This is a genomic window from Cryobacterium sp. MLB-32, assembly GCF_000738085.1.
In the GTDB taxonomy this organism is placed as follows: domain Bacteria; phylum Actinomycetota; class Actinomycetes; order Actinomycetales; family Microbacteriaceae; genus Cryobacterium.
Map to the genome: position 1 here is coordinate 48905 of NZ_JPRS01000015.1, position 25475 is coordinate 74379.

Below are 25475 nucleotides of genomic sequence, written 5' to 3' on the forward strand. Positions count from 1 at the left end.
ATCAGCGCGAGACAGTCGCGATGACCGCGGCCAGGGCCGCCGGGATGGCGTCGACATTGGTTCCGCCGCCCTGCGCAAGATCGTCTTTGCCACCGCCTCCGCCGCCGAGAATGCCCGCCACCTGCTTGGCCAGTGCGCCGGCCTTCTGCCCGGCATCGCGTGCGGCCTGATTGGTTGCCACGATCACCACGGGCTTGTCACCGACGACGGCGGCGAGAGCCACCACCGCCGGATCCGCGCCCAGACGTTCCCTGGTCGACAACACGAGCATGCGCGCGTCGTCGGCCGAATTCAACACACCCAGGTTCTCAGCGACGACCGTCACGTTCCCGGACCGAGACTGGGTGGCGACGAGCGCCGGCACCCGCTCGGTCAGCGCACGTGATTCGAATGCCGCGATCTTCTTCTCCGCCGCCTTCAGGTTCTGCACGAGGTCGCTGATCCGCTCGGGCAGCTGTTCCCGAGGGGTCTTCAGACTCGACGTCAGCTGCGATACCAGGGCACGTTCTGTCGCGAGGTCTCTGAACGCCTCCAGGCCGACGAGCGCTTCCACGCGGCGGTTTGTTGATCCGACGGATGCCTCACTGGTGAGGTTGATCATGCCGATTTCGGCGCTGCTCGACACATGCGTTCCTGCGCAGAGCTCGCGCGACCAGGGGCCGCCGATGTCCACGACGCGCACGCGGTCGCCGTACTTCTCGCCGAACAGTGCCATGGCGCCGAGCGCCTTGGCCTCGGCCAGGGGCAGTTCTCTGGTCGTCACGGGAAGGTTGTCCCGAATGGCATTGTTGGAGATCTCTTCGATCTCGCTGCGTGTCGCCGGTGAAAGTGCCTGGTTCCAGGAGAAGTCGAGTCTGAAGAATCCGGCCTTGTTGTACGAACCGGACTGGTGCGCGTTCGGGCCGAGGACCTGGCGCAGGGCAGCATGCAGCACGTGCGTGCCGGAATGCGCCTGTCGTGCACCGCGTCGCCAGTCCGAGTCGACGATGCTGGTGGCGCGGTCCCCCACGCCGACCTCGCCGGACCGCACCGTGACGGTGTGGCTGATCAGTCCCTTGACCGGCTTCTGCACATCGAGAACTTCAAGCTCGTACCCTGCGCCCACGATGAGGCCCTGATCGGCGTCTTGCCCGCCCGACTCGGCCCACAGCGCCGTCTCCGCGAGGATGATTTCTGCGGTTTCGCCCGCGACGGCACTCGTGACGGACACCCCATCGACGATGAGCCCCAGCACGCTTGACTCGTGCTGCAGGGCGTCATAGCCCGTGAAAAGCGTCTCACCCTGCGCACGAAAAGCACTGTACACACCGAGGTCGGCGAGATGAGTCTTCTTCGACTTCGCATCAGCCTTCGCCATGGTGCGCTGCTTCGTCATCAGGGCGTCGAAGGCCTCGCGATTGACGCTGAGCCCGGCTTCCTGCGCGATCTCGAGGGTGATCTCGATCGGGAAGCCATAGGTGTCGTGCAGCAGGAAGGCCGTCGGGCCCGCGAGTTCCGTCTGGTTCGACGTCTTCGTCTTGGCCACGGCGAGGTCCAGCACGGCACTGCCGCTCGCCAGCGTGCGGAGGAAGGTCTCCTCTTCGGCATAGGCCGCCTGGCTGATGCGGCTGAAGTCGGTATACACCTCGGGGTACGACGAGCTCATGGCATCACGGGATGCGGGCAGCAGCTCCGGCAGGCTGGTGGAGTCGACGCCGAGCAGCCGCATGGCTCGTACGCTGCGTCGAAGCAGTCGGCGCAGGATGTAGCCGCGCCCTTCGTTCGAGGGCATCACGCCGTCGCTCATGAGCATCAGGGAGGATCGGACGTGGTCTGCCACGATGCGCATGCGCACGTCGTCGTCGTGGTTGGCGCCGTAGCGACGACCGGATAGCGCGGATGCACGGTCAAGGACCGGACGAACCTGATCGATTTCGTACATGTTCTCGACGCCCTGCTTCAGGAAGGCAACGCGCTCCAGACCCATGCCGGTATCGATATTCTTCTTCGGCAGGTCGCCGAGAATCTGGAAATCACTTTTACCCGTGCTTTCGCCGCGGAGGTACTGCATGAAGACAAGGTTCCAGATCTCGACATAGCGATCGTCGTCGGTGGCCGGTCCCCCGTCGGCGCCGTACGCGGGTCCACGGTCAAAAAAGATCTCGGAACACGGCCCGGCGGGTCCGGGCTGACCGGTCGACCAGTAGTTGGACTCCATGCCGAGGCGCTGAATGCGGTTTTCCGGCACGCCGATTGCGCGCCAGTAACGGAATGCCGCATCGTCGTCGAGGTAGATGGTGACCCAGAGGTCGGACTCGCGAAAGCCGTAGCCGCCCTGGTTCTCCGGGGTGGTCAGCAACTCCCATGCGAAACCGATGGCCTCTTCCTTGAAGTAGTCGCCGAAGGAAAAATTACCGTTCATCTGGAAGAACGTTCCGTGCCGTGGAGTCTTACCCACTTCTTCGATGTCGTTGGTGCGGATGCACTTCTGCACGCTGGTCGCCCGCGTGTACGGCGCGGGGACGAGTCCGGTGAGGTAGGGGACGAACGGCACCATACCTGCAACGGTGAAAAGGAGGGTTGGATCGTCGCTCACGAGGGAGGCGGACGGCACAACCGTGTGTCCGCGATCGGCGAAAAAGTCGAGCCAGCGCCCGCGAATGTCGGCAGTCTGCATGGTGTCCGTAGCCTTGGTGGTTCGTGAATAGCGAAATGTGCGGGGAGCGGGTGCTCCCGGTAATGGGCTAGCCCCTGGCGTCTCGGGCGGAATCGCCGTCGGCGTCACCCAGAGCGGCATGAAGCTCGGCTTCCCGCTGGCGGTACCCGTCGGAGATGGCTTCTCCGAACTCGCGTGCCTTGGCATCGAGATCGGTGAAGAATTGCTTGCCCTGCTGCGATTTGTTGACCTCGTGGGCGACAACGAAACCGGCGGCGACACCTACGACCAACCAGACGAAATTCTTCATTGTCATGCTCCCTCAACTTGGATGTACAACCTTAATCGTACCGGTCTACGCGGCGTTGCGTCGGGACCCGGGCGGCCTGCCCGCCCGAAAGGCGGCACGCACGGCGGCTGAGAAACCGGCGAGTTTGATGAGCGGTCCACCGACGGTCGCCGCGAACAAGGCGACGAGGGCTGAGATATTACCCGTTGCGTCGGCAACATTGCTCGTGATGGTGTCGACCCTGGCCAGTTGTTTATTCGTCTGGGCGAGCGTCTCGGTGGTTTCCGAGAGCAGCGGAGTCACGTTCCGACTCAGCTCGCCGATCGCACGCGTGGTCTCATCGAACACGCGGCCGAGCTTCACGAGGGGCAGGGCAATGACACCCACGAGGATCGCAAACACCCCGGCGGCGATGAGCCCGGCTATATCTCCACCCGACATACGTGTACCAACCGTTTCCAGATCACAAAGAAAAAAGGGCGAACCACCCGGAGGTGGTCCGCCCTTCAGCGTAGTTCAGTTGACGAACTACTGATCGAGCCGCACTCTGCTATCGAGCTGCGTAGTACTCAACGACGAGCTGAACTTCACACGTCACCGGGATCTCGATGCGCTTCGGGCTGCGCACGAGGCGCGCCTGCAGCTTGTCGAGCTCAACCTCGAGATACGGGGGAAGCTTGGGGAGCAGGTCCACGTGTCCGCCTGCGGCGGCAACCTGGAAGGGCTCCATGCCCTCGCTGCGAGCCTTGACGTGCATGAGCTGACCCGGCTTCACGCGGAAGGAGGGCCGGTCGACGAGCTCTCCGTCGACGAGGATGTGACGGTGCACGATCATCTGGCGAGCCTGAGCCGTGGTGCGGGCGATGGCGGAGCGAACGAGGAGTGCATCGAGACGGGTCTCGAGGATCTCAACTAGGTTCTCACCGGTCAGTCCCTGACGACGACGAGCCTGCTCGAAGGCGATCTTGAGCTGGGCTTCGCGAATGCCGTACTGGGCGCGTAAGCGCTGCTTCTCGCGCAGGCGGACGGCATAGTCCGAGTCCGTCTTGCGCTTGGTGCGGCCGTGCTCACCCGGTGCATAGGGGCGCTTCTCAAGGAAGCGGGCTGCCTTCGGCGTGAGGGCAATGCCCAGCGCGCGCGACAGGCGGGTCTTACTGCGGGTACGTGACTTTGTAGACACGGTTTCCTTTCAATCGGACTCAACAAGGGAATACCAGGGCGCTGCGCACACCACGGTGGCAGACGTCATGGGAGATCAGAGGATTGTGTGCCACGGGGAGCTCGGCTACAGAGCAAACCCATCCAAACCGGAATCGGACGCAGCCGCATGCCGAAACCAGTTGTAGGCAGGGATCAGACTAACACAGTCGAGTGCTGCATTCAGGGCGATCAGTCTGCTGCGGCTACTGGTTGCGCACGATGCGTCGAATTTTCAGCAGCCGTGCGGAAATTTCACGTTCGTGCCCATGCTCGGTGGGTTCGTAATATTGGGTCGACGCTAGTTCCGTCGGTGGGTATTGCTGGGCGACGACACCGAGTGCGTCATCATGCGGGTACCGGTAGCCCTTGCCGTGCCCGAGCCGCTTCGCTCCGGGATAGTGCGCATCCCGCATGCCCTTGGGCACTCGGCCCATCTTGCCCGCCCGCACATCGGCGATCGCGGCGTCGAGCGCCATGTACGCAGCATTGGACTTGGGCGCGGTCGCGAGGTGCACCACGGCCTGCGCCAGCGGTATCCGGCCCTCGGGCATGCCGATGAGCTGCACGGCATCCGCCGCGGCAACGGCGATCAGGAGTGATTGAGGGTCGGCCATGCCGATGTCCTCTGAAGCCAGAATGATGACGCGACGGCAAATGTACCGCGGGTCTTCCCCGGCCTCGATCATGCGGGCGAGATAGTGCAACGACGCGTCGACGTCACTCCCGCGCACCGACTTGATGAAGGCACTGATCACGTCGTAGTGCTCGTCACCGTTGCGGTCATAGCGCAGCAGGGCGCGGTCAACGGCGAGCGAAACGATGTCGGTCGTTATCACGGGTTTGCCCGCAGCTCCGGGTTCACGGGTTGATTCCGCCGAGACGGATGCCGCCTCCAGCGCGGTCAAAGCCCGCCGAGCATCGCCCGACGCGAGTCGAATGATGGCGCCCCGAGCCTCGGGATCAAGCTCGAACCGGTCAGCGAGGCCACGTGGGTCGGTGACGGCCCGGTCCACCACAATGCCGAGGTCGTCGTCGCTGAGCACCTCCAGCGTCAGCAACAGAGACCGGGACAGAAGCGGGGAGATAATCGAGAACGACGGATTTTCCGTCGTCGCCGCGACCAGAATGATCACACCGTTCTCGACGCCCGGCAGGAGGGCATCTTGCTGGGCCTTGGAGAAGCGGTGAATCTCGTCGAGGAAAAGCACCGTCGACAGGCCATACAGGTCGCGGTTCGTGCGGGCGTCTTCCATCACCTGGCGCACGTCGCGCACCCCCGCAGTCACGGCGGACAGCTCCACGAATCGGCGGCCCGAACTGTGCGCAATAGCCTGCGCAAGGGTGGTTTTACCGGTGCCGGGCGGGCCCCACAGGATCACGGATACGCTCCCGCGCTCCCCCGTCTTGTCGCTAGCCAGACTGACCAAGGGCGAACCCGGCGTCAGCAGATGGCGCTGTCCGGCGACCTCGTCGAGGGTTTTGGGGCGCATTCGCACCGCGAGGGGGGTAGCGCCACTGCGCAGACCCGGTTGAGCATCCGACATTCTTCCAGCGTAGTTTGTGCGTAGAGTTCTACGAGGCTCGCGCAGACGCGTGCGCGGAGTTTTCCCTGTCTCCCCGGAGGATACCTGTGGCACAGAATTACAAGCACGAGCGTGAGGCACGTGAAGGTCGTGCGCGCACACGGGCCTACCAGGCCCGGCGCGAAGTCAACTCACACCAGCAGGAACGACGCCGGAGGGACAACATCATCGGCGGTGCAAGTCTCGTCCTGACGCTGGCCGTGCTCATCGCCGCCCAGGTCTTGTTCTTCAACGGCGGGCCGGGAACTCCCCCGCCAACGGACTCCGCGGCATCCGCCACACCGACGCCGACACCGACACCGCCCACCGTCGCAAACAGTGGCGACGTGCCCCCAAGCACGATCGCGGAAGACCGAACCTGGACGGGCACCCTGACGCTCAACGATGTCGCACTGGGAATAGAACTCGATGGCTCCGCCGCGCCCCAGGCCGTCTCCTCCACGATCTCCCTCGCCCAAAGCGGTTTCTACACAGGCACGTCCTGCCACCGCCTCACCAACGGTGGATTCTTCGTGCTGCAGTGCGGCGATCCGGCCGGCGACGGCTCCGGCGGCCCCGGCTATGCCTACGGACCGGTCGAGAACGCACCGACGGACAATGTCTACCCTGCCGGCACAATCGCGATGGCCCGTCAGGGTGACAGCGCGTTCAGCATGGGCAGCCAGTTCTTCATTGTTTACGAGGACACCACCATCGGCGCAGACACTGCCGGCGGGTATTCGGTGATCGGGACGGTGACGAGCGGACTCGACCAGCTGACCTCCGCGATAACGGATGCCGGCGTCGTCGGTGGCGCCACCGATGGCGCCCCCGTTGTCCCCACAACCATCAGCGGGATAACAGTTCAGTAGGAACACGCAAACCGGGCTCAAGCTTGCAATAGGCTTAGAGCAGTATGTATTGGTCCCTCCCGGGACACACGACGAAAGCAGCAAGGTGAGCCTCTTGACTACGACAGATCAGCAACCATGGGGTCGCGTAGACGAAACCGGCACGGTTTACGTGCGTGAAGCGTCCGGCGAGCGTGCGGTCGGCCAGTACCCCGACGCGACTCCCGAAGAGGCACTCGCCTACTTTGAGCGTAAGTACGTCGAACTCAACGGACAGGTGACGCTGCTCGAACAGCGCGCCAAGGGGGGCGCCCCTGCCGCCGACATCGCCAAGTCAGTGGCAAACCTCACCACGCGCTGGCCAACGCCAACGCCGTGGGCAACCTCGCTGCTCTGGTCGAGCGCCTCTCCGCCCTCGGCGGCGCGGTGACAGAGCTCACCGAGCAGCAGGGTGTCGAGACGAAGGCCGCCGCCGCGGCGGCCGTTGCCGAGCGCGCAGCCATTGTCGACGAAGCAGAGCGCCTGGCCGCGGAAGACCCGGCCAAGACTCAGTGGAAGCAGACCAGCGCTGCCCTCGATGCCCTTTTCGCGAAGTGGCAGGCGCACCAGCATGATGCCCCGCGCATTCCGAAGGGCGAGGCAAACGACCTGTGGAAGCGATTCCGGGCTGCTCGTACGACCATCGAGCAGAACCGCAAGGCGTTCTTCGCCGAACTCGACAGCGCACACAAGGACGTGCGCACACGCAAGCAGAGCCTGATCGAACAGGCCGAATCACTTTCCGACAAGGGCGCTGACGGTGTATCCGCATACCGCAACCTTCTGGAAGAGTGGAAGAAGGCCGGACGGTCGGGCAAGAAGCAGGACGACGCCATGTGGGCGAAGTTCAAGGCCGCCGGCGACGTACTGTACTCGGCCAAGTCTGAAGTCGATGCACTCGACAACGAGGAGTACGATGCCAACCTCGCGCTCAAGCTGGAATTGGTCACCGAGGCCGAGAAGCTGCTCACCGCGACGGACCGAACCACGGCCCGCGAGGCCCTCATCACGATCCAGCGTAAATGGGATGCCATCGGCAAGGTCCCCCGCGATCAGGTCAAGCCCATCGAGGATCGCCTCCGCAAGGTTGAGGCCGTCGTTCGCAAGCTCGATGAAGACCACTGGACGCGTAACAACCCCGAGACGAAGGCTCGCACTGAGGGTCTGGCCGGGCAGCTGAACGACGCAATCGCGAAGCTTGAGGGCGAGCTCGAAACCGCGAAGGCCGGCAACAACGCCGCCGCCATCGCGGAGGCGTCCGAAGCCCTTGAGGCACGCAAGGCGTGGCTCAAGGCGATCGGCCAGTAGCAGGCAGCCCACGTCAGGTGCCTCTCCACGGATAGATCTCCACAGGAACACCGGCATGCCGCCGCTCCACAGATTCCGTTGCTCGACAACCGGAAACCATGGGGCGGCGGCATTCTGTATCTATGACGACGCGAATGTCTGCCACACTCTCCACAGACGACCTGCCTCTGGCGGAGCTCATGTGCGCACGCCTCGACGGCGAGGTCTATCCACTCGGCGCGTGCTGGTGTCCGATCGATGAAATCGACGGGACCGCGGTGCGCGCCGCTTCTCTCGCTCCGCTCTTGCCGCGGCACGCCGTCATCGAACGCTTCAGCGCCGCCTGGGTCTACACGCTCGTGCCTGAGCCCACTCCGCACGAATTCTGCGTCGATCTGGGAGCTCGCACACACCTCTCACCGTCGCCCCGCATGCGCCTCCGCGAGGTCGTTTGTCCCGAATCCGACACAGTCGCCATCGGCGATGTGCGCGTGACGACTCCACTACGAACCGTCATCGATCTGGCCCGCTGGGCTCCGCCGGAGTGCAGCGACATCGTGCCCGTGCTCCTCGCATTGCTGCGTTTCGGCGGCCACACCGACACAGATCTTGCACGACGCCGGTGCGAAGCGAAATCAGTGCCGCATCGTAATCTCGCCCTGCACCGATTGGCTGCCGTTCAGGCCCTCTTGCACAGCTCCTAGCCGTCACTCACGCGGTAGACGTCATAGACGGCGTCAATGCGACGAACGGCGTTGAGTACGCGATCCAGATGAGTGGTATCACCCATCTCGAATACAAAGCGGCTCAGCGCCAACCGGTCGCTGGAGGTGTTCACCGTGGCAGACAGGATATTGACATGGTGTTCCGACAGCACGCGCGTGACATCGGACAGCAAGCCCGAACGGTCCAGTGCCTCGATCTGAATGTGAACGAGGAACAGACTCTTCGAGGTGGGTGCCCACTCCACCTCAATCATGCGTTCCGGCTCCTTGAGCAGCGACTGCACATTGTGGCATTCTGCCTGGTGCACGGAGACGCCTGCTCCGCGGGTGACGAAGCCCACGATCTTGTCGCCGGGGACCGGCGTGCAGCATCTCGCAAGCTTGACCAGAATGTCGGGAGCGCCTCGAACGAGTACACCGGAGTCGCTGGTCCGCGGCGCCTGGGTGTGCCCCCTCGGAGCAACCGGGAAGTCACTGACATCACTTTCCTCGATCGACTGAACAGAGGACACAACCTTTTCGAGCACCGACTGCGTCGAGACATGCCCCTCGCCGACGGCCGCATACAGTGCCGACACGTCTTCGTACTTCATCACCGCGGCAACCTCGGCGAAGGAGTCCTGGTTCATCAACTTCTGCAGGGGGAGATTCTGTTTGCGCATCGCGCGCGCGATGGCATCGCGCCCCTGCTCGATGGCCTCGTCGCGACGTTCCTTGGTGAACCACTGCCGAATCTTGTTGCGCGCTCGGGGGCTCTTGACGAAGTTCAGCCAGTCTTTACTCGGGCCGGAATCCGGGTTCTTCGAGGTGAAGACCTCGACCACATCCCCCGTGTTCAGTGTGCTCTCGAGCGGGACCAGACGACCGTTCACCTTCGAACCCATGGTGCGGTGGCCAACCTCGGTATGCACGGCGTACGCGAAGTCAACGGGTGTCGCCCCCGCGGGTAGCCCGATCACCCGTCCCTTCGGGGTGAAAACGTAGACCTCTTTCGCACCGATTTCGTAGCGCAGAGAGTCGAGGAATTCCCCGGGATCGGCCGTCTCGGCCTGCCAGTCGGAAATGTGCGCGAGCCACGCCATGTCCGTATCACTCTTGGGTCCGACTCCTGCGCTTTTGCCGTTGACCTGTTCCTTGTATTTCCAGTGCGCGGCGACGCCGAATTCGGCGCGCTGGTGCATTTCCTGGGTGCGGATCTGAATCTCGACCGGGCGACCGCTCGGACCCATGACGGTGGTGTGCAGGGACTGGTACAGGTTGAACTTGGGCGTCGCGATGTAGTCCTTGAACCGCCCGGGCAGCGGTGTCCACCGTGCATGGATGGACCCGAGCACGGCATAACAGTCACGCACGGAGTTGACGAGCACGCGAATGCCCACGAGGTCGTAGATCTCGTCGAAGTCCCGACCGCGCACGACCATCTTCTGGTAGATCGAGTAATACTGCTTCGGGCGTCCGGCAACCTTGCCGCGAATTCTGGCGGACTTCAGATCGTCATTGATGGTGTCAATGACGTTCTGGACGAATTCCTCACGCTGAGGCGTGCGCTGACGCACGAGACTTTCGATTTCCGCGTACAACTTGGGGTACAGCACGGCGAACGAGAGGTCTTCAAGCTCCCACTTCACCGTCTGAATGCCCAAGCGGTGCGCGAGGGGTGCGTAGATCTCGAGGGTCTCCGTCGCCTTGCGCACCGCGGACTCTGCCGGGACAAAGCCCCACGTGCGCGCGTTGTGCAGCCGGTCGGCCAGTTTGATGATCAGTACGCGGATGTCCTTGGACATCGCCACGATCATCTTGCGAACGGTCTCCGCCTGCGTGGAGTCCCCGTACTTGACCTTGTCGAGTTTGGTGACGCCATCGACCAGCATGGCGATCTCGTCGCCGAAGTCCCCACGAAGCTCCTCGAGCGTGTACGACGTGTCTTCAACCGTGTCGTGGAGGAGCGCAGCGGCAATGGTCTTGGTGCCGATGCCGAGATCGGCGAGAATTTGCGCGACGGCGACCGGGTGAGTGATGTACGGCTCGCCACTCCGGCGGGTCTGCCCCTCATGAGCCCGCTCTGCGGTGGTGTAAGCCCGCTCGATGATCGAGAGGTCCACCTTCGGATGGTGGAGCCGCACGGTCTTGATGAGCGTGTCCACCGCGCCCACCGGCTGGGCCCGGGAGAAGATTCGCGGCACGAGCCGACGCAGTGAAGCCGGGGACGGGGTGGTCGTCTCGGTCATCGTGATACCTCTATCCGGGGCAGGTTAGATCAATTATGGCCGAACGGCGGCGTTTCGAGAAACGCGCCGTCCGGCCATGGGTTCGACTCTCTACGCGGTCACCGATTCCACGTCGGCATCCGAGGACTGGGCGTTGGCCTTGGTCGCCAGCGCCTTTTTGTCCCGCTTGCGAATCGCGGGCTCTCCGCTCCGAAGCTGGGCGTACAGGGGCGCTGCGATGAAAATCGTCGAGTACGTGCCGACCAGGATTCCAATGAGCAGAGCGAGGGAGATATCCCTTAGGGTTCCGGCCCCGAGAACGAACGCCCCGATGAACAGGATTGACGCTACCGGAAGGGCCGCCACGACCGAGGTGTTGATGGATCTGACCAGTGTTTGATTCACGGCGAGGTTGACCGAGTCCGCGAACGTTCTCCGGGAGCCAGGGCCGTCCTCGCTCGTGTTCTCTCGAATCTTGTCGAAGACCACGACCGTGTCATACAGGGAATAACCGAGGATGGTGAGGAAACCGATCACGGCCGCCGGTGTGATCTCGAAGCCGGTGATGCCGTAGATTCCCGCCGTGATGATGAGGTCGTGCAGAAGCGCGACCATGGCCGCGGCGCTCATCTTCCACGTACGGAAGTAGATGGCCATGACGGCCGCGGCCAGAACCAGGAACACAACGAGGGCGCGCAATGCCTGCCCGGTGATGTCTTTACCCCAGGTCGGGCCGATGAACGACGCAGTGACCTCGGTCTCCGGCACGGAATATGCCGTCGCAAGGGATCCGCGCACGGCACGGGTCTCATCGCTGGTCAGTTGGTCCGTCTGCACTCGAATGCCGTCGGTGCCCACGGTGGACACCTTCGGGACGGCCGCCGGAACAACGCTGCCCACGGCCTCTGTGGCCAGATTCTGGTCCTGGCTCGCAACATTGGACACCACGAATTCGCTACCGCCGGTGAATTCGATACCGAAGACGAAGCCGCCCCTGGCGAACGGGCCGACGACGGCAATCAGGATCATGGCTGCGGCGATCAGGTACCAGAGTTTGCGTCGCCCAACGATGTTGAATGAGCGTTCACCCGTGTAGAGGTCATTTCCGAACTTCGCGAAGCTGGCCATCAGGAGTCCTTCCCATCTGTCGACGAATCCTGTGAAGATCCTACGAGTTCGGCCGCCTTGCGTTCTGCAATCGTCTGCCGTTTAGCTGCTTCCTTGCTGGAAGACGAGGATTTCTTACCCGGAACGGCCACGGACGGCACGAAGCGGGCCCGTCCCCGATAGACGGCGCCGAGGGCCCGCGGGTCCAGGCCGCTGAACTTGTGCCCCTCGTTGAAGAAACGAGTCTGGGCGACCAGCTGCAACATCGGATGTGTAAACAAACTCACCACGATGAGGTCGACGATGGTGGTCAAACCGAGCGTCAGCGCAAATCCACGGACGTTACCCACGGCGAGAACGAACAGCACCGCAGCCGCGAGGAAGTTCACCACGTCGGAGGCGACGATGGTGCGGAAGGCTCGTTTCCAGCCGGCTTCCACCGCCGATTCGAGCCCGCGCCCGTCACGGAGTTCGTCCCTGACGCGCTCAAAGTACACGATGAACGAGTCAGCGGTGATACCGATGGCCACAATCAATCCGGCGACACCGGCGAGGGACAGACGGTATCCCTCACGCCACGACAGGATGGTGATGAGCAGATAGGTGATCACAGCGGCAACGCCCAGAGACGCGACGGTGACCAGCCCGAGCAACCTGTACTGGGCCAGCGAGTACATCACCACGAGGATGAGCCCGATCAGGCCGGCGATCAAACCATTGGTGAGTTGCGTGGAACCGAGCGTGGCGCTGATCGTGTCCTGGCTCTGCACGGTGAAACTGATGGGGAGGGCCCCGAACTTCAGCTGGTCGGCGAGGGCCTTGGACGATTCCTGAGTGAAGTTTCCGGTGATCTGCGGCTTGTCCGTGACGCCCTGAACGCGCGGGGCGGTGATGACCTGGCCGTCCAGAACCGCCGCAAACTGGTTCTGCGGGGGCTGGAGGGCAATCAGGCGACTGGATACGCCGAGGAATTCCTCGGCCCCCTGGCTGTTGAAGGAGATGTTGACGACCCACTGGCCGGTGGGCGTTCCGCTCTGGCCGACCTCCTGGCCGTTCGTCGCATCGGAGATGTTCGCGCCGTCCACCTCGACCGGGCCGAGTATGTATTTGGCGGAACCATCAGACTCGCAGGTGATGAGCGGCTGATCCGACGGGGCCACGTTGCTGGTATCGATCTTGCCGCAGTCGAATGCCTCGTACTGGGCCTGGAGAGCGGGCGTGACGTAGTTGAGGTCGCTGCCGTTGGTCGGCGCGACGGCCGGCGTCGTCGAGAGGTTGGGATCGATCGTGGCCGACGGCGCAGGCGTCGCCGTTCCGTCGGCGCCGATTGCGGCGCTCGAGGGCGCTCCGGCAACGAGCACGGGACGGAATTCGAGCTTGGCCGACGACTCGATACGGTTGATCGTCGCGTCGTCCGGTGTGCCGGGAATCGACACGACGATGTTCTGACCGCCCTGCGTGTTGATCTCCGACTCGGAGACGCCCGCCGAGTCAATCCGCTGGCGGATGATGGAGACCGCCTGAGTCAGCTGCTCCTGGGTGACAGTCTCTCCCTCGGCGACCTGCGGCGCGAGGATGATCTGCGTTCCGCCCTCGAGGTCGAGGGCGAGCTTCGGGGTCCACGAGCCGTTGGCGCTGAAGACACCGACTGCGTTGAAGGCAATGAGGCCGACAATCAACACTCCGAGCCATGTCAGGGAACGCCAGGCTTTCTTGGACGGGGACGACTTAGTCACCTAGGAACTCAGCTTTCTCTGCTCGTGCCCATGCCGAGAGGCATGGGCACGGTGTGGGGTGTGTTACGCGTCGCCCTTTTTGGGCTGGTTGTCGTTGTCGTCACCGTCAACGCGCTGCCCGAATTCGGGTTCGCCCATCGACTCGATGGACGGGCTGTCGTCGAGGCCTTCGGCCGACTCGGGCACGACAGGCTCAACCACGCGGGCGATCGTCTGGCGGTGGATGTTCACGATCGTTCCGGGAGCGATGAGCAGCGCCACCTTGTTCTCTTCTTCGTCGATGGACACGATCGTGCCGTACATGCCGAAGTTGGTCATGACGTCGGCGCCGGCGACCATGGTCGCCTGCAAGGCTTCCTGATCGCGCTTGCGCTTACGTCCGTTACGGAACATGAAGAATACGAGCATCGCCAAAACCGCGAGCATGACAAGAGTCAACGGATCCATAGAACTGTGAGACCTTCCGATTGCGGCCCGAGGGCCGAAGCTTGTATGGGTGGCTCAAAGAGCCAAATTGAATTATAGGTCATCGAGTGTCAGAGCGACCTGAGGATCACTCAATCCGAAGTGTCGCCATGCCGCAGCGGTGGCGACGCGCCCACGAGGGGTGCGCGTGAGGAAGCCTATCCTCACGAGGAACGGCTCAACGACAGCTTCAATCGTTTCGGACTCCTCGCCGACCGATACGGAAAGCGTGTTCAGCCCCACCGGCCCTCCACCGAAGCGGGTGAGGATGATCTTCATCACCTCGCGATCCAGCCGATCCAGTCCGATCTCGTCCACGTCGTACAGCTCCAGGGCGGCGTGTACGGCCGCCAAGTCCGCTTCGCCGCCGTGCACGAGAGCGTAGTCCCGCACTCGCCGCAGCAGTCGATTGGCGATTCGCGGTGTCCCCCGGCATCGACCGGCAATCTCAGCCAGGGCGCGCGTGCCGATTGGCAGGTTGATCAGCGACGCCGCCCGGGCGAGCACCTGCTCCAGTTCGCTGTCGGCATAAAACTCGAGATGGGCGGTGAATCCAAACCGGTCGCGCAGCGGGTTGGGCAGCAGACCGGACCGTGTCGTCGCGCCCACGAGAGTGAACGGCGCAAGCTCAAGCGGAACGGACGTAGCGCCGGCACCCTTGCCCACCATGATGTCGATTCGGAAGTCTTCCATGGCGAGGTACAGCATTTCTTCGGCGGACCGCGCCATGCGGTGGATCTCGTCGATGAACAGGACCTCCCCCGGGATCAGCGAGGAAAGCACCGCCGCGAGGTCACCGGCATGCTGGATCGCAGGTCCGCTCGACATCCGCAGCGGACGATTACCCTCATAGGCGATGATCATGGCCAGGGTGGTCTTGCCCAACCCTGGAGGCCCGGCGAGCAGGATGTGGTCCGGCGTGCGGTTCTGCATAGTGGCGGCCGTGAGCATGAGCTGTAGCTGCCCGCGTACCTTGTGTTGGCCGACGAACTCGCCGAGGCTCGCTGGCCGGAGCGCCCCCTCGAACGCAAGTTCCGTCTCGCTTTCCAGCGTGGGCTTGGTGAGTTCGACGCCGGGATCTGTCGTCATCAGCGGTGTCCTGGATTCTGAGCCGGGCCCAGGCGTCCAAGGGCGAGCCGGAGCACGACGGGCACGGTGAGGCCAGCGGCATCCGTGGCGTCCTCCGTCGGTTCCAGCTCAGTCAGGGTGTCTTCCACGGCCTCGGCGGCCACTCGTTCCGACCAGCCGAGGCCGATGAGAGCCGCCTGAACGCTCGCGGCGACGCTGGCGGACCCCGTGGGGCGCGACGATGCGGAAGACGGGGTCGTAACGGCAAGTTTGCCCGCAAGACTGAGCACAATGAGCTTCGCCGTCTTGGGACCGATGCCGCTGACCTTGCGAAACACCGCGTCGGCGTCGTCGGCGACGGCCTGGGCGATCTGGTTCGGCGTGAGAACACCGAGCACCCCGAGCGCGGATTTTGGGCCGACGCCCGTCACACCCACGAGCAGTTCGAAGACGGACAGCTCCTCGGACGTCGGAAAGCCATACAGGGTGAGGGAGTCTTCACGCACAATGAGCAGGGTGAGCAGCCGGGTCTCGTCATTGATGCGCAGCGACAGCGCGGTCGTCGGCGTCACCTGCACGCCGAGGCCGACTCCCCCGACCTCGATCACGACCGTCGAGCCGACGGCGGACAGGACGGGGCCACGTACGGAAGAGATCACCGCTTAAGACTACGGGGCACAGCCGACACCGAGGTCCCCCGCTCCGCGGCGCGCCACGCTTTTTGTGCGGGAGTGAGGGCGCCGGACGCCGGAGCGGGGCCAGCCGCCCACTCCGCCGACCGCGTGTTCGACGCGCTCACGCTCCCCCCGGCGATACCGGTGCGCCAGGCGTGACAGATGGCCAGGGCCAGGGCATCCGCAGCATCAGCCGGCTTGGGAATCTCCGTGAGCCCAAGAATGCGCGCGACCATCGTGCCGACCTGCTTCTTGTCGGCCGAGCCGTACCCCGTGATCGCGGCCTTGACCTCGCTGGGGGTATGCAGGGTGACGGGAAGCCCCCTCCGCGCGGCCAGCAGAAGCGCAACGCCGCTGATCTGCGCTGTGCCCATCACGGTTCCCACGTTGTTCTGGGCGAACACCCGCTCGATCGCGACGAATTGCGGCTTGTGCCGATCGAGCATGTCTTCGATGCCTTCACTGAGCAGCAGGAGGCGTTTTTCGAGCGGCAGATCGATCGGGCTCCGAACCACCGTGACGTCCACCAGGGTCGCCGAGCGATTACCCGCGACATCGACAATGCCGATGCCACACCGGGTCAGACCCGGGTCGATCCCGAGCACCCGGACGGCCACCGGCGCTACTCGGAGTCGGCTTGGAGTTCGGCCTGAACGTCGGCCGGGAGATCGTAGTTGCTGTAGATGTTCTGCACGTCGTCGAGGTCTTCCATGGCGTCGATGAGCCGAAATACCTTACGGGCCGTCTCGAGGTCAACCTCGATCTTCAGAGAAGGGATGAAGGCGATGTCGGCCGACTCGTAGTCGATTCCCGCCGCCTGCAACGCGGTCCGCGTCGCCACGAGGTCATGCGCTTCGGAGAGCACCTCGAAGGTCTCGCCGTCGTCGATGACTTCCTCGGCGCCCGCGTCGAGCACGGCGAGAAGGATGTCGTCCTCGGTGATCCCGCCGGCCTTCTTGACCACGACAACGCCCTTGCGGTGAAAGTTGTAGGCGACGCTGCCGGGGTCGGCCATTGCGCCGCCGTTACGGGCCATGGTCGTGCGCACTTCGGCGGCCGCACGGTTCTTATTGTCGGTGAGGCACTCGATCATGACGGCAACACCGTTGGCGGCATAGCCCTCATACATGATGGTCGTATAGTCGACCTGCTCGCCCGACAGCCCTGCGCCGCGCTTGACGGCGCGGTCGATGTTGTCATTTGGAACTGACGTCTTCTTGGCCTTCTGGATGGCGTCAACCAGAGTCGGGTTACCCGAGAGGTCTGCACCGCCCATGCGCGCCGCAACTTCGATGTTCTTGATGAGCTTCGCGAAGGCCTTGGCCCGGCGAGAGTCGGTGACGGCCTTTTGGTGCTTCGTTGTGGCCCATTTGGAATGCCCGGACATGAATCTCCCGTTGTGGTGCTCGCTCGTTGTGACGTGATGCTGGACTGCTGACTCTGGCACCGCGGTGCGACCCCTATTCTAGCCCGGGGCCAGGAAAAGTCCCGGAACCGGGCCCGCGTGCGGGACCGCGCCGCTGTCAGGCGTCGCTGTCGGCGTGGATGAGTTTGCTGAGGGTGTGGAGGTTGCGGGTCGTGGTGGTGTCACGGTACTTGGGCTTGCCGCTCTTCTTGCTGAAGTGGCTTTTGACGCCGACGGCCTTGCGAACCTCCCAGTAGAGCACGCCGTGGCCCAACTCGATTCGTTCGTCGGCTGCCTCGAGCTCACGGGCGTGTCCGGCGAGTTCGGTCAGTGCGGCGGGGTCGGAGGCGAACATCACGTAGGGATGCCAGCCATCGTGCTCGGCATCGAAGGGGTAGGCGCGAATGATGCGATCGAGGCTTTCCGCTTCGACCAGAACGATGTAGGCGTCGTAGTCGAACCGTTCGCGCAGCCCGGCTTCAATCGCGGCCTTGCGCTCCGCCACGTCGGCCGCGAGATCCTTCGGGTCGACCGCTTCGGTTCCCGTGCGGAAAAGCACATTTCCGCTCGCCAGAACCGTCCTGACCTCCGAGAAGCCCAGCTCGCGAAAAAGCTCGGCCAGATCGGCCATCGCGATGGTGATTCCATTGACATTGATGCCCCGTAGGAGGGCTGCATACTGCGTCATCGTTGACTCATTCCCAAAAGTATCGTTCCCAAACCCTACCGACCCAGAACGTTAATGACGAAAAGCCGCGGCGCGGACCTTCTGCAGGAAGTAGTCGTGGAAGCGGAATTCGCCGGTTATCTCGGGGTGAAATGAGGTGCCCAGCAGGTTGCCCTGCTCCACCGCCACGCACCGTCCGTCAGCCAGGGTGGCCAGCGCTGTCGCCTTCCGGCCTACCGTTTCGACCACAGGCGCACGGATGAAGACCGCGTGCACGGGCGTCTCACCCAGTTCCGCTACCTGAAGGTCGGTTTCAAAAGAGGCGTTCTGCGATCCGAAGGCATTTCGTCGCACGCTGATGTCGAGACCGCCGATGCTCTTCTGTCCCACCATGCCGTCGAGCACCGTGTCGGCAAGCATGATCAGTCCGGCACAGGTCCCGTACACGGGCAGTCCCGCACGCACTGCCGCCTGCAAGGGGTCGAAGAGTCCAAACATGCGCGCCAGCTTGTCCATGACGCTCGACTCACCGCCCGGAATGACCAGCCCGCTCACCCGGGCCAGCTCTTCAGGCCGCCGAACGAGTTCGACCTTCGCGCCCAGGGCGCGGAGTACGTCGCATGCTCGCGAAAGTCGCCCTGCAGAGCGAGCACGCCGACCGGTGCATCATGATTCATGATGCTGTCCTCCCCAGCCGCGCTGGAGACGACAGCATCATGAAGGAGTGAACTACCAGCCACGCTCTGAGAGGCGGTGGGGCGCTGCGAGGTCAGAGACGTTGATCCCGACCATGGCCTCGCCGAGTCCGCGCGACACCTGCGCGATGACCTTGGCATCGTCGTAGAACGCCACGGCCTTGACGATCGCGGCTGCCCGCTGCTCCGGGTTGCCGGACTTGAAGATGCCCGAACCGACGAACACGCCGTCCGCGCCGAGCTGCATCATCATGGCCGCGTCGGCGGGAGTTGCCACGCCGCCGGCCGTGAACAGCACGACGGGAAGCTTGCCGGTGGCCGCGATCTCCGCGACGAGTTCGTACGGAGCCTGCAGTTCCTTGGCCGCGACGTAGAGCTCGTCCTTGCCCATCGACGACAGGCGCGCGATTTCGCCCTTGATCGTGCGGATGTGCTTCGTCGCCTCGGAAACGTCGCCGGTGCCCGCCTCACCCTTTGAGCGGATCATGGCGGCGCCCTCGGTGATGCGACGCAGGGCTTCGCCGAGGTTGGTCGCGCCACACACGAACGGCGTGGTGAAGTTCCACTTGTCGATGTGGTTCTTGTAGTCGGCCGGGCTCAGAACCTCGGACTCATCGATGTAGTCGACATCGAGGGCCTCGAGGATCTGGGCCTCGACGAAGTGCCCGATGCGCGCCTTGGCCATCACCGGGATGTTGACCTCCGCGATGATGCTGTCGATAAGGTCGGGGTCGCTCATGCGGGCGACACCTCCCTGTGAGCGGATGTCGGCGGGAACGCGCTCGAGGGCCATAACAGCGACGGCGCCTGAGTCTTCGGCGATGCGAGCCTGGGCAGCGGTGACGACGTCCATGATGACGCCGCCCTTGAGCATTTCGGCGAGTCCGCGCTTGACGCGGCTCGAACCGAACTGATCGGTGGAGGTGTTTTCAGTCATGCTAATGATCCTATTCCTTGCGCTGTGTGCGTAAATCCGCGGGTAGGGAGCGCGGTCAAGGCCGCTCGTGGGAAAAAGTTATTCCGGGTCGGCGGGCCAGGCCTCGGCCACCTCGCGACGTGTCTCACCGAGAAGCTTCGGGATGGCTTTGGTGCCCGCGATGATGGGAAAAAAGTTGGAATCCAGCGCCCAACGCGGAACGATGTGCTGGTGTAGGTGCTCGGCGATTCCCGCGCCGGCAATGCGACCCTGGTTCATGCCTATGTTGAAACCGTCGCAATTGGAAACTGCTGTGAGTACGCGCATAGCCGTCTGTGTCAGCGTGCCGATCTCGGCGACCTCTTCCGGGCTCGCCTGATCGTACGTTGCGATGTGGCGATACGGGCAGACGAGCAGGTGTCCACTGTTATAGGGAAAGAGGTTCAACAGCACGTAGGCGTACGTGCCGCGCGCCACGATGAGGGCCTTTTCGTCGGTCATGTCCGGGGCGAGGCAGAACGGGCAGTCATCGGGGTGCGGCTGCTGACCGTCCTGAATGTAGACCATGCGGTGAGGGGTCCACAGGCGCTGGAACGCATCCGGCACGGCCGCGAAGTCGGACGAGTTTTCCATCAGCGGGTTGTCGAGCTCGACGCTGTCGTCGTGCGTGCCGTCGACATCCGTCATGTTAGGCATTCTCCTCGGCCTGGATAGGCTCGGCGACGGCGGCCAAGGTCTCGGGAGAGGTCGTCACCTGCGCCCGGGATTCGATGGCTTCGAGAATGCGCCGAATGGCTTCCTCGACCGGAACCCCATTGAGCTGGGTTCCGTCACGGAAACGAAAACTGACCGCGTTGTTGGCCTGGTCTTCCTCCCCCACGATGAGTTGGAAGGGCACCTTGGCCTTCGTGTGCGTGCGGATCTTCTTCTGCATGCGGTCATCGGAATGGTCGACCTGTGCGCGAACGCCGGCGGCCTTCAGCCGCGCGACGACGTCGTCGAGGAAAGGACCATACTGCTCCGACACGGGAATGCCGACGACCTGCACGGGAGACAGCCAGACGGGGAAGGCGCCGGCGTAGTGCTCGGTGAGCACCGCGAAGAACCGCTCGATGGAGCCGAAGAGGGCACGGTGAATCATGACCGGACGCTGACGGGTACCGTCATTCGCCGTGTACTCGAGGTCGAAGCGCTCCGGCAGGTTGAAGTCGAGCTGGATCGTAGACATCTGCCACGTGCGGCCGATCGCGTCGCGCGCCTGCACGGAAATCTTCGGTCCGTAGAATGCTGCTCCGCCCGGGTCGGCCACGAGTTCGAGACCGGATGCCTCGGCGACCTCGGCGAGAGTCTGAGTGGCTTCGTCCCACGCGTCATCGCTTCCGACGAACTTCTTCGGATCCTTGGTGGACAGTTCGAGGTAGTAGTCGTTGAGTCCGTAGTCGGCGAGCAGCTGCAGCACGAAGTTGAGGGTGCTCGTGAGCTCGGCCTTCATGCCTTCGCGGGTCGTGTAGATGTGCGCATCGTCCTGCGTCATTCCACGTACACGGGTGAGGCCGTGAACCACACCGGATTTTTCGTAGCGGTAGACGGAACCGAACTCGAACATTCTCAGCGGGAGGTCCCGATAGCTGCGTCCACTCGACTTGAAGATGAGGTTGTGGAACGGGCAGTTCATCGGCTTGAGGTAGTAGTCCACACCCTGGCGGGTGACATGGCCGGTCTCGTCGCGTTCCTCATCGAGGTGCATCGGAGGAAACATGCCCTCGGAGTACCAGTCCAGGTGGCCGCTTGTTTCGAACAGGGTCGACTTGGTGATGTGCGGCGTGTACACGAAGTCGTAGCCGGCCTCGGAATGGCGCTTGCGGGAGTAGTTCTCCATTTCCTGCCGGATGATTCCACCCTTGGGATGGAATACAGGCAGGCCGGAGCCGATTTCTTCGGGAAAGCTGAACAGGTCCAGTTCGGCGCCGAGCTTGCGGTGATCGCGCTTCGCCGCTTCTTCGAGCCGCGCCTGGTGGGCGCGGAGCTCGTCTTTGGTGGGCCAGGCCGTGCCGTAGATGCGTTGCAGCTGGGGGTTCTTCTCGGATCCGCGCCAGTAGGCGGCGGCCAGACGAGTGAGCGAGTAGCCGTTGCCGATCATCCGCGTGTTGGGCAGGTGAGGGCCGCGGCAGAGGTCTTTCCACACCGTCTCCCCCGTTTTCGGGTCGACGTTGTCGTAGATCGTGAGCTCGGCGCCGCCGACCTCAACGGATTCCCCGTCATCGCCGACGTCGCTGGTCGAGCCTGTCGAGACCCCGCCCTTGAGGCCGATGAGTTCGAGCTTGTACGGCTCGGCGGCCAGCTCGGCGCGCGCCTCTTCATCCGTGACAACACGGCGTATGAAGCGCTGACCCTGGCGGATGATGCGATCCATCGCCTTTTCGAGGGCTTTGATGTCCTCGGGCGTGAACGGCACCGCAACATCGAAGTCGTAGTAGAAGCCATCGGTAACGGGGGGGCCGATACCCAGGCGCGCCGAGGGGTTGACCGTCTGAACGGCCTGAGCGAGCACGTGAGCGGCCGAGTGGCGCAGAATACTGAGGCCGTCGGGCGAATCGATCGTCACCGGCTCGACGGTATCCGTCGTCTCCACCGTGGTGGCCAGATCCTTCAGTTCGCCGTTGACGCGCATGGCGACAACGGATCGGTCGGTGAATAGCGCGAAGCCGTCAACCACGTGTGTAACTCCCTGTTTATTGCGGACGCTTCAACTTTAGCCGCGCTCGAGCCGTCGCCGGTCCAGCGGGCATGGCAACGGCCCCCGCCGAAGCGGGGGCCGTTGCACCTCGACGGGGTCAGACGGCGCGCGAATGATCCACGACGAAATCGGGCCCGGGGAACACCATCGTCTCGTGACCGTCGTCAAAGCGCACCAGATACGGCGGGCCGCCATCTGTGCCGCGTATCTCTGTGACCTCACCGTGCCGGTCTGGTGCTTCCACGGTTTTGCCGCGGATGATTATTCGATCTCCCTGTGAAGCGCGCATGGCATCACCTCCTGGCGGCCAAGGTACGCCCGAGGTTCACCCCACACAAGGGCTCGAATTCGCCTGCGTGAGTGGTGCCGTGCACGAGTTCACCGGGTTCAGGGGCGCCAGACCATCAGCACGACGACGGCGACCAGAAGCAGCGTGGAGATACCGGAACCCATCGCGATCCGCGAGTAGGCAGCCACCTTGGTCGTCGCACCGGTTCCCTCGCGAGCCGTGAGGTCCTCGGCCGCGGACTGCAGGGCCGGAACGACGAGGAACAGGTTGATCGCGAGCGCGATCGCATAGAAAACGAGGGAGAGCCAGATCCAGGTCGATGCGAAGGAATAGTTGCGCTCTGGCTCACTCATACTGAGCGCGCCGAATCCGAACACGACGACGAGCAGCGAGAGCAGGGTGAAGAAGGACACAGACTTGCCGAGAACGGCGACCGGACCGGGCTGGCCGGCTCGGATGAACCGCATGGCGGTCATAGGCAGGATCGCCATCGGCCCCACGATGAAGACAGCGGCGACGATGTGCAGGGTGTTGATCAAAGTATCCATGCCCACAGGTTAGGCCACCGCGGCCGCTCGTCCCGGTATGTCGATCAGCGCGGACTGTCGATCACGGGATATCGATCAGGACCTTGCCCACAACGGCCGCCTCCACGGCCGCGTGAGCTGCATCCGTCTGCTCCAGGGTGAACCTGTGCAGGGGCAGCCCGCCCGACTCCCCCACGGAGAGCGCCTGAGCAGCAACGGCAGCACTCACGTCGGCCACCGCATGAGCCTTCGACACGGGATCAACCGTGTAGACGAGCACGAACTGGATGCGCGTGTTGGTGACCATGTGGGCTCTGATCGGCAGGGGCATCTGCGGTCCCCCATTGTCGGAGTAGACGGCGATGACACCGTTCGGCGCCATCACGTTCGCCGTCCACGCGGAATTCTGTGCCGCCGATACTTCGACCACGATGTCGACTCCCCCGGGAGCGAGTGCACGCACCGCCGCCTCGGGGTCCTGATCGCGGTAGTTGACCACGTGGTGCGCTCCCGCCGCACGAACCAGGGTGTCCTTCACCGCGTTGCTGACGGTCGTGATGACCGTCGCTCCCGCCCAGCGGGCGAGCTGGATGGCCGCATGCCCAACGGCTCCGGCCCCGCCGGCGACCAGAACGGTTATTCCGTCGAGCGAGCCCGGCGCCAGCCGATTCGAGCCGAGCGCCGAAACCGTGAGGCAGCGGTGGGCGGTCAGAGCGGGGATACCGAGACTCGCGCCCACATCGAACGACGCTTCAGCGGGCAGGGGCACAGCATGGCTGGCCGGAAGCACCACGAATTGCTGGGCGGTACCGTTGGCACGCTGCCACGCCGCTTCCCAGATCCAGACCCGCTGGCCGACCGAAAGGCCGTCGACTCCCGGGCCGACCGCGTCGATGACTCCCGCACCATCCTGATTGGGCACAACCTCGGGGAAGGCCAACGGCTGGTCAGGGCCACTGCCCTGGCGCGACTTCCAGTCGGTCGGGTTGACACCGGAGACCCGCACCTGCACCCTGACTTCGCCGGCACCGGGAGTCGGAATCGGCCGTTCGACGAGGCGAAGCACGTTCGGTGCTCCTGTGCGGGCGTAAACGACAGCCTGTGCCAGTGGGTGTGAGTGGGTCATGGAAGCAGTCCTTACGTCGATGGTGCGCTCAGCATCCAGACTAGGCAACCGCCATGAGTTTTCTCCGACCCGTTGTCAGGATCACGAGACCGGCAAGCAGCAGGCTCACCCCGACGACCGTCGAGAGGGTGAAGCTCTCGTGAAGCACCAGGATCCCCAAAATCGTGGCGGTCACCGGCTCAAGGAGGGTAATGGTCGCCACTCGGGCGGCGGGCAGCGACTGTAGCCCCTGAGCGAAAAGCGTGTATGCCACGGCCGTGGTGATCACGGCCAGCCACACTGCCGTGGCCAGCCCCGATGGCTCGACCAGCCAGGTGACATCGCTCGTCAGCAGCACGGGCAGCAGTGCGAGGGCTGCGACCCCGAAGGTGGTGCCCATGGTGGTCGCCGGATCCCAGCCGCGGTCGAGTAGAGCTTTGCTGCTCAACGTGTAGACGGCATAGGAGGCACCGGCGGCCAGCGATGCTGCCAGGCCCAGGGCCGTCAACGAGCCTCCGTCGCCGGAGAGTGCTCCGGACAGCACCAGGACTCCCGCCGCAGCAACGGCCGTGGCGATGATCCACCGTCCGCTCGGCCGGCGGCGCAGCACGAGCCATTCCAGCAGGCCGGTCAGTGCGGGGGCCGATCCGAGGGCCACCAGCGTGCCGACGGCCACTCCGTTCTCGCCCGTACCCAGGAAAAAAGCAGGCTGATAGGCGGCCACGCCCAGAGCGCCCGCGCAGACGAGAACGATGCGGCCCGATCTCCCCCCTGACGCCATGCGGCGGACACCAGCACGACTCCCCCGCGAGCTCACCAGCGCGAGAAGCGCCAGAAGGCCACCACCGAGAACGATTCGCGCCGATCCAAGCGACCCGGCGGAGGCACCCGGTGCGCCGAGCGCTTGGGCAGTACCGGTGGTTCCGAAGCAGACGGCGGCGGCAACCACCAGCCAGGTAGACGCGGCTACGGCCCGTTCGCGATTCACGATCACATCTTGGCAGACCGGGGAACGTTTATTCATCCCCGTGCCAGATTGCCGCACTGCACGATTTTGGGTACAAAAAAACCCCGTTTGACCGGGGTTTTTGTTGTGGGCGATACTGGGATCGAACCAGTGACCTCTTCCGTGTCAGGGAAGCGCGCTACCGCTGCGCCAATCGCCCATGTCTTGATAAAACATGCAGGTGCAAACTGCTTACAAGAATGGAGGTGGATACGGGATTCGAACCCGTGTATACGGCTTTGCAGGCCGCTGCCTCGCCTCTCGGCCAATCCACCGTGTTGGG

Annotated in this window: 23 protein-coding genes, 2 tRNA genes and 2 pseudogenes; 3 read left to right on the forward strand and 24 right to left on the reverse strand. The window is 63.8% G+C overall.

Features of this window, described 5'->3' with window-relative positions; genetic code table 11:
• Window position 1 precedes the first annotated feature (1 nt).
• The 5 genes from alaS to JF66_RS03275 all read right to left on the reverse strand — a co-directional run bounded on the left by alaS (window position 2) and on the right by JF66_RS03275 (window position 5668).
• Window positions 2-2656: an alanine--tRNA ligase gene (alaS, locus tag JF66_RS03255; protein WP_035875128.1), complete on the reverse strand. Its 2655-nt coding sequence runs from the start codon at window positions 2654-2656 to the stop codon at window positions 2-4.
• A 67-nt stretch (window positions 2657-2723) separates the two neighbouring features.
• The gene (locus tag JF66_RS03260; protein ID WP_035875130.1) at window positions 2724-2945 is read right to left on the reverse strand and encodes a hypothetical protein; all 222 of its coding nucleotides are present in this window, start codon (window positions 2943-2945) and stop codon (window positions 2724-2726) included.
• 45 nt (window positions 2946-2990) lie between these two features.
• Window positions 2991-3365: a DUF948 domain-containing protein gene (locus tag JF66_RS03265; protein ID WP_035875134.1), complete on the reverse strand. Its 375-nt coding sequence runs from the start codon at window positions 3363-3365 to the stop codon at window positions 2991-2993.
• Between the two features lie 109 nt (window positions 3366-3474).
• The gene (gene rpsD, locus JF66_RS03270) at window positions 3475-4104 is read right to left on the reverse strand and encodes a 30S ribosomal protein S4 (protein ID WP_035835773.1); all 630 of its coding nucleotides are present in this window, start codon (window positions 4102-4104) and stop codon (window positions 3475-3477) included.
• Between the two features lie 223 nt (window positions 4105-4327).
• A complete protein-coding gene (locus tag JF66_RS03275; RefSeq protein ID WP_081882111.1) occupies window positions 4328-5668 on the reverse strand; it encodes a replication-associated recombination protein A in 1341 nt (446 codons plus the stop codon).
• An 86-nt stretch (window positions 5669-5754) separates the two neighbouring features.
• Between JF66_RS03275 and JF66_RS03280 the strand changes: the two genes are divergently transcribed.
• The 3 genes and pseudogenes from JF66_RS03280 (at window position 5755) to JF66_RS03290 (ending at window position 8567) form a co-directional block, all read left to right on the forward strand.
• On the forward strand, window positions 5755-6558 hold the full coding sequence (locus JF66_RS03280) for a peptidylprolyl isomerase (protein ID WP_035875137.1): 804 nt from the start codon (window positions 5755-5757) through the stop codon (window positions 6556-6558).
• 94 nt (window positions 6559-6652) lie between these two features.
• A pseudogene (locus JF66_RS03285) lies at window positions 6653-7884 on the forward strand (DUF349 domain-containing protein).
• Between the two features lie 134 nt (window positions 7885-8018).
• Complete coding sequence (locus tag JF66_RS03290) at window positions 8019-8567, forward strand: hypothetical protein (RefSeq protein ID WP_051973064.1); 549 nt, start codon at window positions 8019-8021, stop codon at window positions 8565-8567.
• On the opposite strand, the gene JF66_RS03295 is transcribed toward JF66_RS03290, so the two are convergent.
• The 19 genes and pseudogenes from JF66_RS03295 to JF66_RS03380 form a co-directional block, all read right to left on the reverse strand.
• Window positions 8564-10816: a bifunctional (p)ppGpp synthetase/guanosine-3',5'-bis(diphosphate) 3'-pyrophosphohydrolase gene (locus JF66_RS03295; RefSeq protein WP_035875143.1), complete on the reverse strand. Its 2253-nt coding sequence runs from the start codon at window positions 10814-10816 to the stop codon at window positions 8564-8566. The two genes, JF66_RS03290 and JF66_RS03295, sit on opposite strands and share 4 nt — an antisense overlap.
• Before the next feature lie 90 nt (window positions 10817-10906).
• Window positions 10907-11923: a protein translocase subunit SecF gene (secF, locus tag JF66_RS03300; RefSeq protein WP_035875145.1), complete on the reverse strand. Its 1017-nt coding sequence runs from the start codon at window positions 11921-11923 to the stop codon at window positions 10907-10909.
• Window positions 11923-13638, reverse strand: coding sequence for a protein translocase subunit SecD (gene secD / locus JF66_RS03305; RefSeq protein WP_035875148.1), 1716 nt, complete (start codon window positions 13636-13638; stop codon window positions 11923-11925). The genes secF and secD overlap by 1 nt, the downstream gene beginning before the upstream one ends.
• A gap of 63 nt (window positions 13639-13701) precedes the next feature.
• Window positions 13702-14064, reverse strand: a complete 363-nt coding sequence (gene yajC / locus JF66_RS03310) for a preprotein translocase subunit YajC (protein ID WP_231556271.1) — start codon at window positions 14062-14064, stop codon at window positions 13702-13704.
• A gap of 93 nt (window positions 14065-14157) precedes the next feature.
• Window positions 14158-15192 carry a Holliday junction branch migration DNA helicase RuvB gene (ruvB, locus tag JF66_RS03315; protein WP_035875151.1) on the reverse strand — a complete coding sequence of 345 codons (1035 nt, stop codon included), beginning with the start codon at window positions 15190-15192 and terminating at the stop codon, window positions 14158-14160.
• Window positions 15192-15830 (reverse strand): Holliday junction branch migration protein RuvA, encoded by a 639-nt coding sequence (ruvA, locus tag JF66_RS03320; protein ID WP_035875155.1) that lies wholly within the window; start codon window positions 15828-15830, stop codon window positions 15192-15194. The genes ruvB and ruvA overlap by 1 nt, the downstream gene beginning before the upstream one ends.
• On the reverse strand, window positions 15827-16462 hold the full coding sequence (ruvC, locus tag JF66_RS03325; protein ID WP_035875158.1) for a crossover junction endodeoxyribonuclease RuvC: 636 nt from the start codon (window positions 16460-16462) through the stop codon (window positions 15827-15829). Before ruvC ends, ruvA begins: the two co-directional genes overlap by 4 nt.
• Window positions 16463-16467: 5 nt before the next feature.
• Complete coding sequence (locus JF66_RS03330; protein ID WP_035875160.1) at window positions 16468-17232, reverse strand: YebC/PmpR family DNA-binding transcriptional regulator; 765 nt, start codon at window positions 17230-17232, stop codon at window positions 16468-16470.
• A gap of 136 nt (window positions 17233-17368) precedes the next feature.
• A complete protein-coding gene (locus JF66_RS03335; RefSeq protein WP_035875163.1) occupies window positions 17369-17938 on the reverse strand; it encodes a DUF1697 domain-containing protein in 570 nt (189 codons plus the stop codon).
• Between the two features lie 51 nt (window positions 17939-17989).
• Window positions 17990-18594: pseudogene (pdxT, locus tag JF66_RS03340) on the reverse strand (pyridoxal 5'-phosphate synthase glutaminase subunit PdxT).
• A gap of 52 nt (window positions 18595-18646) precedes the next feature.
• Complete coding sequence (gene pdxS, locus JF66_RS03345) at window positions 18647-19549, reverse strand: pyridoxal 5'-phosphate synthase lyase subunit PdxS (RefSeq protein ID WP_035875166.1); 903 nt, start codon at window positions 19547-19549, stop codon at window positions 18647-18649.
• Between the two features lie 78 nt (window positions 19550-19627).
• Complete coding sequence (locus JF66_RS03350; protein WP_156109630.1) at window positions 19628-20161, reverse strand: HIT domain-containing protein; 534 nt, start codon at window positions 20159-20161, stop codon at window positions 19628-19630.
• Between the two features lie 55 nt (window positions 20162-20216).
• The gene (gene thrS / locus JF66_RS03355; protein WP_231556272.1) at window positions 20217-22199 is read right to left on the reverse strand and encodes a threonine--tRNA ligase; all 1983 of its coding nucleotides are present in this window, start codon (window positions 22197-22199) and stop codon (window positions 20217-20219) included.
• A 163-nt stretch (window positions 22200-22362) separates the two neighbouring features.
• The gene (locus JF66_RS22120; RefSeq protein WP_081882112.1) at window positions 22363-22554 is read right to left on the reverse strand and encodes a DUF1918 domain-containing protein; all 192 of its coding nucleotides are present in this window, start codon (window positions 22552-22554) and stop codon (window positions 22363-22365) included.
• Between the two features lie 98 nt (window positions 22555-22652).
• A complete protein-coding gene (locus JF66_RS03360; protein ID WP_035875172.1) occupies window positions 22653-23102 on the reverse strand; it encodes a DUF2269 family protein in 450 nt (149 codons plus the stop codon).
• A 61-nt stretch (window positions 23103-23163) separates the two neighbouring features.
• Complete coding sequence (locus JF66_RS03365) at window positions 23164-24207, reverse strand: NADPH:quinone reductase (RefSeq protein WP_035875175.1); 1044 nt, start codon at window positions 24205-24207, stop codon at window positions 23164-23166.
• A gap of 40 nt (window positions 24208-24247) precedes the next feature.
• Entirely contained in the window at window positions 24248-25174 is a 927-nt protein-coding gene (locus JF66_RS03370; RefSeq protein ID WP_035875231.1) for a DMT family transporter, read from the reverse strand.
• A gap of 106 nt (window positions 25175-25280) precedes the next feature.
• Window positions 25281-25352, reverse strand: a tRNA-Val gene (locus tag JF66_RS03375).
• 41 nt (window positions 25353-25393) lie between these two features.
• Window positions 25394-25467: transfer RNA gene (locus JF66_RS03380), tRNA-Cys, on the reverse strand.
• Window positions 25468-25475 lie beyond the last annotated feature (8 nt).

Bases quoted from the DNA above. Each gene is read 5' to 3' on its own strand.
- JF66_RS03290 (WP_051973064.1), top strand. From the start codon at position 8,019: ATGTCTGCCACACTCTCCACAGACGACCTGCCTCTGGCGGAGCTCATG.
- alaS (WP_035875128.1), bottom strand. From the start codon at position 2,656: ATGCAGACTGCCGACATTCGCGGGCGCTGGCTCGACTTTTTCGCCGAT.
- JF66_RS03330 (WP_035875160.1), bottom strand. From the start codon at position 17,232: ATGTCCGGGCATTCCAAATGGGCCACAACGAAGCACCAAAAGGCCGTC.
- JF66_RS03335 (WP_035875163.1), bottom strand. From the start codon at position 17,938: ATGACGCAGTATGCAGCCCTCCTACGGGGCATCAATGTCAATGGAATC.
- JF66_RS03260 (WP_035875130.1), bottom strand. From the start codon at position 2,945: ATGAAGAATTTCGTCTGGTTGGTCGTAGGTGTCGCCGCCGGTTTCGTT.
- yajC (WP_231556271.1), bottom strand. From the start codon at position 14,064: ATGCTCGCGGTTTTGGCGATGCTCGTATTCTTCATGTTCCGTAACGGA.
- JF66_RS03350 (WP_156109630.1), bottom strand. From the start codon at position 20,161: ATGGAAAACTCGTCCGACTTCGCGGCCGTGCCGGATGCGTTCCAGCGC.
- JF66_RS03275 (WP_081882111.1), bottom strand. From the start codon at position 5,668: ATGTCGGATGCTCAACCGGGTCTGCGCAGTGGCGCTACCCCCCTCGCG.
- secF (WP_035875145.1), bottom strand. From the start codon at position 11,923: ATGGCCAGCTTCGCGAAGTTCGGAAATGACCTCTACACGGGTGAACGC.
- JF66_RS03265 (WP_035875134.1), bottom strand. From the start codon at position 3,365: ATGTCGGGTGGAGATATAGCCGGGCTCATCGCCGCCGGGGTGTTTGCG.
- JF66_RS03360 (WP_035875172.1), bottom strand. From the start codon at position 23,102: ATGGATACTTTGATCAACACCCTGCACATCGTCGCCGCTGTCTTCATC.
- JF66_RS03365 (WP_035875175.1), bottom strand. From the start codon at position 24,207: ATGACCCACTCACACCCACTGGCACAGGCTGTCGTTTACGCCCGCACA.
- thrS (WP_231556272.1), bottom strand. From the start codon at position 22,199: ATGCGCGTCAACGGCGAACTGAAGGATCTGGCCACCACGGTGGAGACG.
- JF66_RS22120 (WP_081882112.1), bottom strand. From the start codon at position 22,554: ATGCGCGCTTCACAGGGAGATCGAATAATCATCCGCGGCAAAACCGTG.
- pdxS (WP_035875166.1), bottom strand. From the start codon at position 19,549: ATGACTGAAAACACCTCCACCGATCAGTTCGGTTCGAGCCGCGTCAAG.
- JF66_RS03295 (WP_035875143.1), bottom strand. From the start codon at position 10,816: ATGACCGAGACGACCACCCCGTCCCCGGCTTCACTGCGTCGGCTCGTG.
- ruvB (WP_035875151.1), bottom strand. From the start codon at position 15,192: ATGACGACAGATCCCGGCGTCGAACTCACCAAGCCCACGCTGGAAAGC.